General features: G+C 58.7%; 13 protein-coding genes and 4 pseudogenes. 11 read left to right on the forward strand and 6 right to left on the reverse strand.

Annotation, left to right across the window (positions count from 1 at the left end; translation table 11 throughout):
- The first annotated feature begins 4 nt into the window (after nt 1-4).
- The 9 genes and pseudogenes from BK662_RS19380 to BK662_RS19415 all read left to right on the forward strand — a co-directional run.
- Nucleotides 5-1240 carry a TIGR02270 family protein gene (locus BK662_RS19380; protein ID WP_123359384.1) on the forward strand — a complete coding sequence of 412 codons (1236 nt, stop codon included), beginning with the start codon at nt 5-7 and terminating at the stop codon, nt 1238-1240.
- Nucleotides 1237-2349: a DUF2169 family type VI secretion system accessory protein gene (locus BK662_RS19385; RefSeq protein ID WP_123359385.1), complete on the forward strand. Its 1113-nt coding sequence runs from the start codon at nt 1237-1239 to the stop codon at nt 2347-2349. The genes BK662_RS19380 and BK662_RS19385 overlap by 4 nt, the downstream gene beginning before the upstream one ends.
- An 8-nt stretch (nt 2350-2357) precedes the next feature.
- Nucleotides 2358-3407: a hypothetical protein gene (locus tag BK662_RS19390; protein ID WP_123359922.1), complete on the forward strand. Its 1050-nt coding sequence runs from the start codon at nt 2358-2360 to the stop codon at nt 3405-3407.
- Complete coding sequence (locus tag BK662_RS19395) at nt 3404-3793, forward strand: PAAR-like domain-containing protein (RefSeq protein WP_123359386.1); 390 nt, start codon at nt 3404-3406, stop codon at nt 3791-3793. The genes BK662_RS19390 and BK662_RS19395 overlap by 4 nt, the downstream gene beginning before the upstream one ends.
- Before the next feature lie 9 nt (nt 3794-3802).
- Nucleotides 3803-4582, forward strand: a complete 780-nt coding sequence (locus BK662_RS19400; protein ID WP_148057940.1) for a hypothetical protein — start codon at nt 3803-3805, stop codon at nt 4580-4582.
- A gap of 29 nt (nt 4583-4611) precedes the next feature.
- Nucleotides 4612-5328 carry a hypothetical protein gene (locus BK662_RS19405; protein ID WP_123359388.1) on the forward strand — a complete coding sequence of 239 codons (717 nt, stop codon included), beginning with the start codon at nt 4612-4614 and terminating at the stop codon, nt 5326-5328.
- Nucleotides 5329-5369: 41 nt separating this feature from the next.
- Complete coding sequence (locus BK662_RS19410) at nt 5370-6071, forward strand: hypothetical protein (protein WP_123359389.1); 702 nt, start codon at nt 5370-5372, stop codon at nt 6069-6071.
- Nucleotides 6072-6394: 323 nt separating this feature from the next.
- On the forward strand, nt 6395-6574 hold the full coding sequence (locus BK662_RS34935; protein ID WP_185047164.1) for a hypothetical protein: 180 nt from the start codon (nt 6395-6397) through the stop codon (nt 6572-6574).
- 340 nt (nt 6575-6914) lie between these two features.
- A pseudogene (locus tag BK662_RS19415) lies at nt 6915-7389 on the forward strand (transposase); the annotation flags it as partial.
- A 295-nt stretch (nt 7390-7684) separates the two neighbouring features.
- Here BK662_RS19415 and BK662_RS19420 read toward each other — a convergent pair.
- From BK662_RS19420 to BK662_RS19425, 3 genes and pseudogenes are all read right to left on the reverse strand, one after another.
- Nucleotides 7685-9283 carry a serine/threonine-protein kinase gene (locus BK662_RS19420; protein WP_123359390.1) on the reverse strand — a complete coding sequence of 533 codons (1599 nt, stop codon included), beginning with the start codon at nt 9281-9283 and terminating at the stop codon, nt 7685-7687.
- A gap of 141 nt (nt 9284-9424) precedes the next feature.
- Nucleotides 9425-9559: pseudogene (locus BK662_RS35920) on the reverse strand (hypothetical protein); the annotation flags it as partial.
- Nucleotides 9560-9651: 92 nt separating this feature from the next.
- On the reverse strand, nt 9652-9864 hold the full coding sequence (locus tag BK662_RS19425) for a hypothetical protein (RefSeq protein WP_123359391.1): 213 nt from the start codon (nt 9862-9864) through the stop codon (nt 9652-9654).
- Between the two features lie 464 nt (nt 9865-10328).
- Between BK662_RS19425 and BK662_RS19435 the strand changes: the two are divergent.
- Nucleotides 10329-11574: pseudogene (locus tag BK662_RS19435) on the forward strand (TIGR02270 family protein).
- Nucleotides 11575-11689: 115 nt separating this feature from the next.
- Here BK662_RS19435 and BK662_RS19440 read toward each other — a convergent pair.
- Both BK662_RS19440 and BK662_RS19445 read right to left on the reverse strand, forming a co-directional pair.
- A pseudogene (locus tag BK662_RS19440) lies at nt 11690-11998 on the reverse strand (hypothetical protein); the annotation flags it as partial.
- 142 nt (nt 11999-12140) lie between these two features.
- Nucleotides 12141-12818: a dTMP kinase gene (locus BK662_RS19445; RefSeq protein WP_123359392.1), complete on the reverse strand. Its 678-nt coding sequence runs from the start codon at nt 12816-12818 to the stop codon at nt 12141-12143.
- A 352-nt stretch (nt 12819-13170) separates the two neighbouring features.
- Here BK662_RS19445 and BK662_RS19450 point away from each other — a divergent pair, with 352 nt between their 5' ends.
- Nucleotides 13171-13431, forward strand: coding sequence for a hypothetical protein (locus BK662_RS19450; RefSeq protein ID WP_123359393.1), 261 nt, complete (start codon nt 13171-13173; stop codon nt 13429-13431).
- Between the two features lie 114 nt (nt 13432-13545).
- On the opposite strand, the gene BK662_RS19455 is transcribed toward BK662_RS19450, so the two are convergent.
- Nucleotides 13546-13710, reverse strand: coding sequence for a general stress protein (locus tag BK662_RS19455; RefSeq protein WP_123359394.1), 165 nt, complete (start codon nt 13708-13710; stop codon nt 13546-13548).
- Between the last annotated feature and the right edge of the window lie 204 nt (nt 13711-13914).

The following is a 13914-nucleotide window of genomic DNA, read 5'->3' on the forward strand; positions in this document are numbered from 1 at the left end:
CGCCATGAAGAATGGATTCGCTCCGGCCGAGATCTCGTCCTTGCTGAATATTCCTGTCGTAACCGAGCATGCTGACGAGGCTTCGTTTTTGTGGTCCACACGTGAGCAGGCGGCTTTAGCACCGCATTACCACCTCGACCAACTCGCACTGTTGGATGAGCGTGTATTGGCCCATCTTGAAGGCCTACGTGTCGCCGGGGAAACGGGCTTACAGTTGGCCACCCAAGCGTTGGGTGATCTTAATAGCGGCACCCTTTTTGTCGCGGGCTGGCTCGCCTTCGCTCTCCAGAATCGCGAGGCGATGAGCCATACGTTCTCGATCGCGCTCAGCGATCCGGAGCTGAGTGACGCGTTGATCTCAGCGTTATCCTGGCTCGATTGGGACGACCTCGAACCCCTTCTGCAACGACTGGCGGAATCACCACTATCGGCTCATCGCGCCGTCGACCTGGCAGTGCGGGTGGCTCAAGGCATACCGGCACGGCAAACAATCATCGCGGCATTGAATGACCCTGATCCTCAACTGCGTGCCCGAGCCCTGCGTGCGATTGGCGAGCGTGGCCTGACAGAGTGCGAGGGAGCATTGGATAGCGCCACTGCAGATTCGCATGCAGGGTGTCGATTCTGGTCTTACTGGTCGCGTGCGTTGCAAGGGGATTTCCGCGCGGCCGAACTGGCCTTCGAAGTCAGCGAAGCCGCACAGCAAACCGGTCCGGCATTGGAAATCGCCGCGCGTGCAGGATACCCGGACTGGGTGCGCAGCCTCATTCGAGGCTTGGCAGGCAACAGCACAACCTTACGCCAGGCCGTTATTGCCGCCGGTGCATTTGGCGATCCTGCCGTCGTGCCCTGGTTGTTGGAGCTTTGCGGGGATAATGCGTTCTCCTGCGTTGCGGCCGAGGCATTCGCTCTCATCACGGGACTCGATCTGGAGGATCCATCCTTACGTCGCGATCCACTCGACCTGGAGGATGAACACCCGGATGACGCATTCGCATATTGGGTCAGCACTGAAGCACTGCACGACTGGTGGCAAGCCGAACAGGGGCGGTTCACCCCGGGTTCTCGTTATCTAGCCGGGCGACCGATCAGTGAGGCTGCCGCCATCAGGCTCCTGCATGGCGGGACGCAACGCCAGCGACGGGGCGCAGCCATCGAGTTGGCTCGTTTGCGGAAAGGGGCGTCGGTTTTCCCCGTAACCGCCCGTGCCGACCGCCAGCAACGGTGGTTGGCAGCATGAGGTTCACCAAGGTCACCCCGTTCGAGGCCGCTTGGACGATGGGCTTTCAACGTGACGGCTGCGAACTGCTGGTGGTCATCGTCAAGGCCACCTATCGAATGCCAAGCAAACCGGGGCAGCCGGCTCAACTACATGTCGATCAACAGCCGTTGATAGAGGCCGACGAGTTCATTGGCGAGCCAGGAGTCAGCGCCCCATTACGGGAAAGCGATTTCGCGCATTTCAAACCGGCCTGCGATGTATTGGTGATCGGTCAGGCACACGTCCCGGATGGCGGCATCGCCACGCACCTGCACGTCGGCCTGCGAGTCGGCACCCTGATCAAGCATTTCAACGTGGTGGGGGACCGCCACTGGCGCAAAAGCTTGCTCGGCACCGTGAGTGCGAGTGAAGCCCTGCCGTTTACGACAATGCCCGTCGGATATGAACGCGCCTTCGGAGGCATAGACGCTACACGCCTGTCGCGTACCGGCAAGGTTGCAACCTTCCTTGCCAATCCGGCGGGACGGGGTTACTGGCGGCACACGGAGCAAATCGACGGCCAGCCACTGCCAAACACCGAGGACAGTGATCGCCCGGTCACCCGCCACAACGGTAAATATCGCCCCATGGCATTGACGCCAATCGGCCGCTCCTGGGGGCCGCGGCAACGCTATGCCGGAACCTACGATGAGCACTGGTTGAACGAGCAGGCGCCGTTCTGGCCAGACGACTTCGACGAGCGTTACTTCCAAGCTGCGCCAGAGGATCAAATCATCCCTTACCCCCAGGGCGGTGAGGATATGATCTTGAAACACCTGACACATGATGGACTCCGCACCTTCCATTTGCCGCGCCAGACCATGCCGGTCACCTTCATCCCCTACCGAGGCCGAGACATCAACCAGAAGGCGGTCCTCGACACCATCGTCCTGGAGCCGGACAGCGAGCGCTTCACGATGACATGGCGCACCGGGATTGCGCTAAACGGCAGTGTGTTCGAGATAAAGGAAACCATCGTCGGCGAAATGAGCGAAGCCTGGCACCGTACCCAGCGCTTTCCGTATAAGACCTACTACCGCAGCCTGTCTGAGGCGGTAGCGGCCAAGCGAAAGAGGATGGTGCGATGAGGATTCCGATGGCCGTTCGTGCGTCGGGGCTCGTTACCGCGCTTGGCTACAACGCACCCTCCACGTTGGCGGCCTTGCGTGCCGGTATCAGCGGCGTGATGACGAGGGCTTGGGCCGATCGAGAGGGAGGAGAACCCTATCGATGTGCCCGCATCGTCCTGCCACAGCGCTGGACCGGTGTCGAACTGTTGGCCGATCTGGTGGCGCCTGCAATTATCGAGTGCTTGCAGGTCTGCCGCGAGGAAACATTATCGGAAGTTCCGTTGTTGATAGGGACCGCGCATCCATCGCGCCCAGGCCGGCCGGAAATGATCGAGTCGCAACTGCTCGATGCCCTGGCGGAGCGCCTGGATGCTCCTCTGCATCCAGCCTCACGTATTTACCCCGCCGGGCAAGTCGGTTGCGCGCAAGCACTGATCGATGCCCAGACGCTGATAGCGGCAGAACATGCCCGGTATGTATTGATAGCCGGTGTCGATAGCTACATCGACCATGAAACATTGGATGCCTACGAAGTGCATCGACGAGTGCTTTGCACCGGTAACTTCAATGGATTTCTTCCGGGGGAAGCGGGCTCTGCCGTGTTGCTTTCTGCCCCTGTAGCGACCGGAAGCGCGCTGTACGTCATGGGGTATGGCCAAGCGGTTGAGACTGCGCCCATAGATGGTTCCAAACCGTTGCGGGGAGAGGCCATGACCCAGGCGGTGCGCAATGCCTTGGAAATGGCGGGAGTCACCATGTCCGATATTGCGCTTCGACTGAGCGACCTTTCGGGTGAGCACTACAAGTTCAAGGAAGCGATGTTCGTTGCCATGCGGCTGGATCGTAGCGAGCGGAGAAAACCGCTGGATATGTGGCATCCGATCGAATACCTGGGCGAGATCGGTGCAGCCATTCTGCCGTGTCTGCTGAGCTGGGCTGCGCATGCCATGCGCATGAAGTATGCCCCTGGACGTCATGTCCTATGCCATGTGGGCAGCGATACCGGAGAAAGAGCTGCCTTCGTGCTCCAAAGCGGCATTAAGGATAACGACATCGGAAGGGAGGTTACGTTATGAGTGCCAATGTATTCGTCAACGGGCGAGAGCTTTCGGCGGAGAAAGACGATACCCATGTCTTGGGAGCGATGCCGGATGTCTGCCTATCGCCCCCGGCGCCACCAGCCGGTCCTACCCCTATTCCCTACCCCGACTTCGCAAAGGCCAGTAACACTTCTCAGGGAGCGCGGACGGTCAAGGTCAAAGGCGGTCAAGTTGGCCTGAAGAACATTTCCAACTACGCCCGATGTACTGGTGACGAAGCGGCTACACGTTCATATGGGATGAACGTAACTGAGCATTGCCTACAGAGCAAGACGATCGCGCAGGCATGGTCCTTCGACGTCAAGATCGAAGGCAAGAATGCCGTCCGGCTACTGGACCTGACCACAAACAACAACCGCTGAGGCAGCACCATGTCGATATCCGGTGGTCCAAAAGGAGGGACCGTCGCGGACGGCAAAGAGCCGGACTGCAAGGACCTAGAAAAGAAGAACATCGATGCACGTGCTTTTTTCATAGCCAACGGTCCCAAACCAAAAGTAAAAAGAGAAGATCGCCCCAAAAAAAAGAATGGCAACCTAGCCAACAAGACACCTTGGGAATTAGCCGATGGATCTGGCATGACGTATTCAACGGGGTACTACCGTACGGAACCCGACGCCAGCGGAATAACCCAAACCTACTCCAGCAACAAGACGGCTGATAAATACATCAACGGAGCCGGCTTGGGCGGTACCGGCGCGCAGAGGGTCGGCCTCAACGAAACAATCCGCAACAGCCCACCGGACCAACATACCGATGCCAAAAGGAAGGCCGGTACCCTCTGCAACTTCCGCCGTGTCCACCTGGGCGGCGGCTACGGTGGCCATGCCGAATGCAAGATATTCAACGACCTCACCAACCACGTGAAGGGCGCGCTGCGCGACGGCTCGGTGCTGCTCAGCATTGACTGGCGTCCGGAGAACCGCCAGACCGGCGCGACGGAGTACCACGGCACACCTTGCTCCACCTGCTATGACATGCTCTGCGAGGCAGCCAACGAGTGCAATATTGAGATCTGGATCTGCGATCATCAAAACAAACCACAGCCAATGTCGAAGAGCGACTGCAAGAAGCCTGACGGCTACCCAAAACTGGTCAAACTGATCAACGGCCACGCAAAGGGAGGCCGCCTGAAGGCGCCCGGCACCTGAGCGGCAGGCTGAATCTAAAAGGTTGATGAATGAAAATTGCAAACTACCTGCTGACCGCCAAGGTCGACGAGCTACCGATCGACTACAAGTGGAGCGTCAGTATTGGAAACAAATTCCACGGCATGACCGACGACGATAACCCTAAGCTGGGCAAGGCACTCGGCCAAATCAACGAGAAGGCGTCCTACGGCCTAGTCATCGCATGCGTCGAATGGGTAGTCGCGCGCTTGTCCCGGCACCTGGACGTCTCCGACGCTCTGCTGCGCGTGGAGGCCTCTTGGGCGGCGATGATCGATCCTCGCTATGCGCAACTCTCCGCACCCGACGCACCCGATGTCGATGAACGATTCGTGCTGACCGGCCCGCTCTGGTCATCGCTTACGATGATGTGCGACTCTTTCGAAGAAAGCATTCAGACCTCCGACGGCACTGGCCTCTTCGATAGCAGCATCTCCCTAGTCCTGCTCGGGCAACATGTCGTCGGCCGCTCACCGCTATTCAAAACCTGGCTGCCCGACACACTGCAGCGCCTCCAGCAGATATCGCCCAACCGACACCAGCCCCTGCCCAACCAAGCCCCTGTGCTACGCGAAACCTTCGACCCTGCCGGATACGTAGCAGGCAGCGAGGATGCGCTGCGAGATGCTTTTCTTGCGATGTTGGATCCGGATCACAATCCTTACCTGCGACCGGTGGACGAGTTGAAGGCACTGGGTATGACCACCCCTTATCCCGGCAAGCCCTGATGCCCCTACAGCGACCGGGCTGGATCACGCTGGACGACGCAATGCGGCGCAATCTGCGCTTCATCTGGGATGATGCGCGCGTCGACGCTGACTTTCATGCTGACTCCACCGCAGTGCTCGATGCTGCCGAAGATATATCGATTCGCGCCCGCATGGCGCTGGCTATCGGTCTGTATGAATGGGTGGTGTGGCGCTTCGACGGACTGCATAACCACACCGAGCCCGAACAGGTACTTCAGGCCTCGTGGTGCAGCACGGTCGATCCACGCTACTTAAAATATTTCGAGTTTGAGCGCCGCCAGTGGACTGGTCCAATCGACGGTCCGTTGTGGTGCGCGATGACGCACCTAAGCTTTGGATTGAACAATGGATATGCCTATGAAGGTGATCTCTACAGTGCCCTGGGCTTCCTGTATCGGTTGGCTGCCCATGTATTGCCGGAACGCAGCGTGCTCGACCGCTGGATGCAACCTATCCTGATACGATTGGGGCAGCACTACCCAGTACAGACAATTGACCCGTTTGCCGATCTGTTTGACTACCGTATCGGCGAACAACTGGGCCCCCTGATAGGCCGCGATGTCCTGGATCCAGCGCTACCACCAAATATGGCACGTGATCGCCAATTCTTAAGTGAAACTCTGGCTAATGCCGTCGCCACCAAGAATCCATTTCTCGCGACCCCCGAAGACTTGAAAGACCTAGACTTTGAAGGAGAACCCTATCTGTTACCACACTTTTGAAGTATATGCGCCAACGCTACCTTGCCGTCTTGGGAGTGCAGCGAAACCATTCCAATTTCTAAGTGCCCCTTTTCATTGAGCTGACCATAAACCAAGTGAACTAATACTTCAGGTGGGATGGGGTGAAGCTTCCAACAACCACCCTCTCGCCTCGACCTTCACCGACATGAGCGCCGATGAGAAACTGGATAGCAGACAGCTCAGCACGAGGGGTTACCTGATCGGTCACACCAAAAAATCAGGATTGGTCGGATAACGTATTTCCTGCTGCATCGAGTCCAGGCGGTTTGAGAGGGTGTCCCCAGCTTCGCGCGAGGACATCCATGAACCTACCACGCCCTACCCGCTCAACCCTGCTTCTCAGCTTGTGCCTGGTCCTGATGGCGGGAGGACTGGTCTACCAGCACTTCCAGATTACCCAGCTTCGAGGCTCGATCGACGGTGCCGCCGAAAAGACCTCGATCGATGCCATTGTTGCCGCTGACCGAAAACTGACCCAGTAAAGGCTGTTCTGCCGACTGAAAACTGACCCAGGTGTTCAACTACTTCTGCTCACTTTCCGAGCAGGAGAACACAGGGTGATCAGCATGGAAATGTTGGGGAAAATTCGGAGGATGTACTTTCGCGACAAGCTGTCGCTGCACCAGATAATCCAGGCATACCTACGGTATCACCCAGGCAAAAAGCGCTGAACTGATTGCAGCGGTTACTGCGCGGCCTTGCGCGGTGCGAACAGTTCGGTCGTGGCTCAACGATCCTGAAAAGCCAAGCTCAACACCGTGTCCCGATTATGCCGTTGCGAATCTGGAGAAGGCCATTGAGTACATGCAGCGCGCCTTGGCGTTGCAGCGACTGCATGACCACTTCGTCTACCTGGGACGAACAGATCAAGGCGCTGGATAAAGAGCTGGCAAGCCAACTGGCCGACGATGATCTCGGCAGTCGTTTGCTGAGTCTGCCGTGCGTCGGGCCGATCACCGCCAGCCTGCTGGCGGTCGAAATGGGTGATGGTCGACAGTACAAATGCAGCCGCGATTTCGCCGCTTCTGTCGGCCTGGTGCCCAGACAGTACAGCACGGGTGGTCGAGCCAATTTGTTGGGCATCAGCAAGCGCGGCGACAAGAACCTTAGGCGACTGCTGGTCCAGTGCGCCCGGGTCTACATGCAGAGGCTAGAACACCAAAAAGGGGCTCTAGCTAACTGGGTGAGGTCGCTGTTGGTGCGACGACACTCGAACGTGGTGGCCTGTGCCCTGGCTAACAAGCTAGCGGCTCACCATACGCAGTATGAAGCCGGGCCAGACGCTCTGAACGCCTGACCCTGCGGTTGTTGCAGTACCACGAAGCACCTTTCAGGTTTTGCGATAGCTGAACAACAGATGACGTGAACGGCCCACCGGCCTGGCGAAGAACCTGACATAAAAATCGGCTTTAGAAGCCGAGGCATTTTTCAGGATCGTCAGGCGCGACTCTCATCGTGGCGCGGGGCATGCCCCAGATAGACGCCGGATAGATTTAAGCAAGCCGACCACTTCACCCATTGATCAGTATTGCAAAAACGGGGGTGACCATAGATTTTATGTCTCGGCATCGGCTCCGCGTGCCCTGGTCACATCAAAAGAGCCTGTTCCACAGGCGCTTGACCGCATTCGGCTGTTCCGCCTGCTCGTCGGTCGATTGAGGTGCCGAGGGCGGCGGGGAACGCGGCGCAGCGGACGGGCGCGGCGCTTGGCGACTGCGTGTGCGCTGCTCATGCTGGTCCCGGAGTGCGAGTAGTTCGGGGCTGTCCGGACGGGCTTCCAGGCCATGCTTGATATAGGCCCGCGCCAGGTCGTGATTGCCCTTGGCATACGCGCTTTCGCTCATCTCGGCGTAGAGCAGCGCCACCTGGTTCAACCCGGCCAGCGCCTGGGCGTGCCTCGGCGCCAGGCCGAGTATCTGCCGGTAATAGAACACCGCACTGTCATCCTCGGGCTCCAGCAGGTGTTCTTCGGCAATGCGCTGCTCGGCCAGTTGCCGGTAGCCGGCGATCCGCGCCGCGGCTACCCGTTGCAGTCCTTGCCGGGCCTCCGCGCTGGCTTCGTCGAGCTGCAAGGCCTGGTTGAAGAAATACTCGGCATTGTCCTGCGCCGGCTCGACCAGCTGGCCCGCCGCCAGGCGCTGTTCGCCACGTGTCAGCAGCTCGGCGATCTCGATCCGCTGCTGCAGGTACAGGCCGGTGCCGCTGGCAGCGCCGAGCAGCAGCAGGCTGCCGAGTGCCCACAGCGCCAGGCGCCTGTTCGGGCTGCGCCGGCGGGCGGGCTCGGCCTCGGCCTGGGGCGGCGCAGGATCGATCAGGGCCGGCGCGAAGCGGGTAGATTCCAGCTCCACCTCGCTGGGCTCGTCCGGTTCGTCCGGTTCGTCCGGTTGCTCTGGCTGGTCCAGCTCATCGAGTGCCTGCAGCAGCGCCCGGCAGTCGGCGAAGCGCTGGTTGGGGTCCTTCGCCAGCATCCGCTCGAGCACCGCCTTGTACGGGCTGATGTGCGCCGGCAAGCTCGGCGGCGGCATCTGCACGTGGTTCATCACGGTCTGGGTATAGCTGGCGCCGCGGAACGGATTGGTGCCGATGAGCATCTCCAGGAGGATGACGCCCAGACTGTAGATGTCGGTGCGGATATCCAGCGGCTGGCACTGCGCCTGTTCCGGGCTGCTGTAGGCCGGGCTGCCGACCGCGATGCCGAGCCCGGTGAGCTCGCTGTCCATCTCCAGCGCCTTGGCGATGCCGAAATCGGTGATCACCGGCGTGCCGTCGCTGCGGAAGAGGATGTTCGCCGGCTTGATATCGCGGTGGATCAGGCCCTGCTCATGCACCACGGCGAGGCCGGTGGCGATCTGCCGGACGATATCCAGGGCGCGCCTCGGCTCGAACACCTCGCCCTTGTGCCGGGTCAGATCGCCGCCGGCGACGAACTCCATGGCCAGGTAATAGTGGCCATCGGCCAGTCTGTTGATGTCGTGGATGGTGATGATGGTGGGGTGGTGCAACGAGGCGACGATATGTCCCTCGCGGATGAAGCGCTTGCTGAACGCCTCGTCATTGGCACTGAGCAGTACCTTCACCGCCACCTTGCGGTGCAGCGACTCCTGGGTTGCCAGGTAGACTTCGGCCATCCCACCCTTGCCAAGTCGGCTATGCACGCTATAGCCGGGTATCTCGGGTAATCGTTCGTCCATGGAAGAATCCGTGCGCAGCCGCTGATTGGGGGTATCGCCGATACTGTCGGGCCGAATGTCACCCGTCGGATCGGGTCTCTAATTAATAAGAGCGGGGAACTTTTCCGATAGTTCCCGGCTCGCCGTCTGCCGCCGTCCTGGCGTTTCGCGCTGCGCCTGCACGCGGCGCAGCAGCGCCAGGTAGAGGTCGAGCACCCGCGCCAGGGCGCGCTCGTCGAGGGCCAGCTTGCTGGTGCAGAGCAGCGCCAGGGCCACCAGGTTGACCCTACTCGCCGCACACCAGCCTGCCGGAGGGCAACGGCCGAACTGGACTGGCCTCCCGAATTTATCCCGATATGACTGTCGATGGGACTTGGGTGTGCAATCGGTTAATCGATGTCCAATTTCTTCAAACGAGCCAGGCCTTGTTTGATATGGCCAGCGTTTTCACCCATGGTCCACAGTGCACCACGTACATTTCCGCCCACTTCCTGTGTCCCTTGCTCCTCAACCAGCAGTGTCAACTCCATAACGGCCGCCTCAGCCTGCTGGTTTTCGTACAGCCTTTCCAGCACATCCGACAGTGAATAATCGCTTGGCATGGTGTCGATTCCTTTCGAGATACCCCAAGCATAGCAGTGACATTCTCGATCGTAATTTCACCAGCGCCAGGATGCAACGGCGGATGCAGGAAATCGAATTGAGCATCAGCCGACAACGCGAAGATCAGAGCCCGCATTTGAACAGTTTCCTCAAATGAGCGACGGAGTTGTGCTCTAGCCTCCCCAAGGCACTGACGACTGGATTGATTGGAGCAACTTCCTGATTTGGCGACGCAAATTTGAGGTGTATTCTGGAGTTGACTGCTCCAGTTTCTACGGAAAAAAAACGGCGAGTTTCAACCCCTCAATGCGGCAGCCATTTTAGACCAGTACATGGAGAACCCCACACCCATACAATTTGAAGTAGGTAAACGTTATTTCTTCGGGAACCTGGTTCCGTAACAAACAGGGAAGCGCTCCCTGACGGACATTCCTTTGAAAACAGACACCAGCTCAGAGACGTCATGGTCCCAATCTCACCAATGATCGACCAACACGCCGAAGAAGCCGGCTTCCTCGCCGTCCTGCGTGACTATGCCCAGCGCGCGCCGCATTACGATCTGGACGACCTCAGCACCCTCGACAACCGCATCGACGCCCACCTCGACGGCCTTCGAATCGCCGGCACCACCGGCCTGGAAACTCTGCTGACCCAACTCAGCCCACACGCCATCGGCGAGATGTTCGCCAGTGCGGTACTGGCCTTCGAGGCGGGTAACGCGCAGGTGTTGTCACGGCTCAGCGAGCACTTGCGCAGTACCGTGGAAACGGAGCGCGGTTATCTGATGGCCTTGGGTTGGCTCGACTGGGAGTGGGTATCGCCCTGGATCGACCGCATGCTCGCCTCCCCTGATCCCCTGTTCCACCGCCTCGGCCTCGCCGCCTGTGGCATGCACCGCCACGACCCTGCCCCTGCCCTGCTTACCGGACTTTCCCACGCCGACCCAAGCGTCCTGGCACGCGCGGCCCGTACTGCCGGCGAGTTGCGCCGTCGCGACCTGATGCCGGCAATTCGCGCCCACCGTCAACACACGGACACAGCCACGCGCTTCTGGGCCAACTGGGCTACCGCACAGATGGCCGATGAGGAAGCGCTGGAGTCGCTGCGCCAGTTCGCCGAGCAACCGGGCGAGTTCCAGTACCGCGCGCTCTGTGTATTGCTGGCTTGGCAAAAGCGTGAAAACAGCATCGCCTGGATACGCCAATTGATACAGAACCCCGAGCAGCAGCGCATTGGCATCCAGGCCGTTGGGCTGCTGGGCGATCCGGTCAGCGTGCCCTGGCTGATCCAGCAGATGAGCGACCTGCCTCATGCCCGCGTCGCTGGCGAAGCTTTCAGCCTGATCACTGGCGCTGACCTGGCGCTGCTCGATCTGGAATTGCAGGACCTGCCGGATTTCGATGCCGGCCCGAACGACGACCCTGAGGACGCTAATGTCGCCATGGACCCCGATGAGAATCTGCCCTGGCCCGACCCGCAGTTGATCGCAGCCTGGTGGCAGGCCCATGGAGGCGATTTCCAGGCGGGCGTCGGCTATGTGCTGGGGCTGCAGCAGCGCGAAAGCAGTTTTCAGCAAGCGCTTGTCCGGGGCCAGCAACGCCAGCGTATTGCCGCCGCCTACGGCATCGCCCGCTTCCGGCCGACCGAAGTGCTTTTCCCCAACCAGCGCACCGGCCTGGCGGCAAAAGCAGTTGTTGTTCGGGCGATGAGCAGGCGATTGTCTTTCGATCCGCTGTGGTCGCGCTTTGGCTTCCGCAATTTGCTTGATTCCAGCAAGGCTCTATAAGGGGCGGCGGGTGGGCACCCCATTTGGCTCAAGCCTGTTCACTGTCCCTCCCGCAAATGAGCAAGAAGAACCTGCAGAGGATGCAGTATCAAGCGTCCATCTTGTCGCTGGACCTGGCTTCTGCAGGAATAACCATCCGCCACCAAGCGCCCTTCTCCACCATGCCGCGCAACTAAAGGCTGCCAAGACTTGCGGTATATCGTGTTGGCCGTTTCAACCTTTCGGGTCTCATGGCCACAGGTGCCGGACATTCCACAACAGCCACTCGCCAGGACCTGAAGCGTTAACCCCATGCGTTCGAAAACCTGTTGCCACAGACTGATGCTGGTCGGCTCGCTGGTTCTTTCGCCAGCTCCAGCAAACGACACTCGAACCGTCTGATCAGGTAAGACCCACCCCGGGAACCTTCGGCTAGGGTTCGATGACGGGCACCCAGATCAAAGCATCAGCCGGCTACCGCTGCGGCGACAAATCACCCCTTCGATCCTGCTAACGATCTATATCTACGGCTATCTCAACCGCATCAAGGCCGGCGCAGCGAACTTCGCCTACGGGGCATCGAAGGACTCTATAGATCTCAGAAATCACCTGCATCGTTGCGTCTTCGATCGTTCCTTCATTACGGCATAAAACCCAGCCGTGATCTGCAATCGCTCGCTCGAACGCCTTGGTACAAGCGACATGTTCTTCCAGCTTATGGATCACAGTACTGCTCAGCCCACGCCGTCGTGCCGCTGCCCTCGCCCATGAAATATCAGGGGCGGTGACAACCCCGACATGCAGGTCTGGCACTCGCACGTTTCGATCAATGTTTAACTGTAGAATCTCTGCAAACGGGATTATCCGGCGAAACGCGGCATCAGACGGGTACCAGCGATCGATCAAGATGATGCTGCCTGGTGGCTGTTTAGCCAGCACGTGCTGGGAAATCCAGGTACGGCTATCAGCAAAGCGCTCACAAACCTCCAACTCCAAATCCCGGGTGGGACTTCTGACGAGTTTGTTCACGAGGGTCATTGTTTCACCCCTATAGGGATCGCTTTTTTTCTCGCAAAGTCGGATCACCTTTTTGTTGTCTGCCCTCAGTACTTTCGTAACGGCCTCCAACAGTGTGGTTTTGCCGGCTCCCTTGGGCCCATCTAGAGAAACAAACAGCGGACGATTCATTCTTCATATAACGATTGATATACGGTTTTTTTTGCCCGGTTCGTTCGCTGGAACCGCTTGGCGCGACTACGCGAATCGAGTGGAGGGACCTTATGAATAGACATTGATGAACACTCTAACCTGGTTTCTGGCTAACGGGTCTCAAACTTCCCAAGGGCGTTCATGACACGGGAATGAGGTCGCTCACCGGCGAGACTTTTGGCTAACGCAATCGAATACTCTAAGACGCGCATGCCAAGCCTTTGCCATGAAATAGACCGTCAGCCTTTAGCGTTGAACTCAATGTCGAACGTGCCGTCTAGCGCATAGGTGGGGCCAACACTCAGGCCCTGTACGCATCAAGGACATCGCCATGACTGCTACCACCGCACGCTTGAATTACATGCATGACACCCTACTAGGCCCAATCGTGAAAAGCGTTGAATGCAATGTCGTCATTACGCCCATCACGCCGGGCGCTTTTCAGGTGCAGGTGCTATCCCCAGTGCCAGATGACCTATACAAAGCGCATTCCTTGACCATTTCTCTTTCATCAAAAGAACACCTGACCGGCACAGTCGCTCACACGCGCAATTTGGACAACGGCGATCTGGAATTGCAGATCGATGTATGACAATCCCTCTCTAGGGAGTCTGCAATCAGCCCTCGAGTGTGCAATGGTCATTGCATTTGCGGCTGGCTGGCCTGCGACCTGCTGACATAGGCATCAGCAGGTCGAGCAGGTATATCATCGTTCTCCGCGTGTTCCCCCATGACTATGCTGCCCGCCGATTCGAGCTTTCTCCACCTTGTCGGTTGCCACATTGGCGTTTTGTTCGCTTTTACGCCCTGCCTCTTTAACTTTTTGAGGGTCGTCGGAAAAGCCGTGATGCGGTTCCTGTCGCTTGGTCATGTCCAATCTCCTTTAAGAAAAAACAGTCGCCTTCATTCGAACTGCGCCCTGCACCTTCGTCCCCCCTGGCACGACCAACGGACACCCCTAAGCAAACGTCAACAGAACGTTATTTTTTCAAAACACCTCAAAACACCTCGCAACCGCTAATCAGTTAGTCCAGTTTTTTGACACTTCCCCGATACGCGGTCACAACTTTTGCCC

This window comes from Pseudomonas frederiksbergensis, assembly GCF_003732275.1.
In the GTDB taxonomy this organism is placed as follows: Bacteria; Pseudomonadota; Gammaproteobacteria; order Pseudomonadales; family Pseudomonadaceae; genus Aquipseudomonas; species Aquipseudomonas frederiksbergensis_H.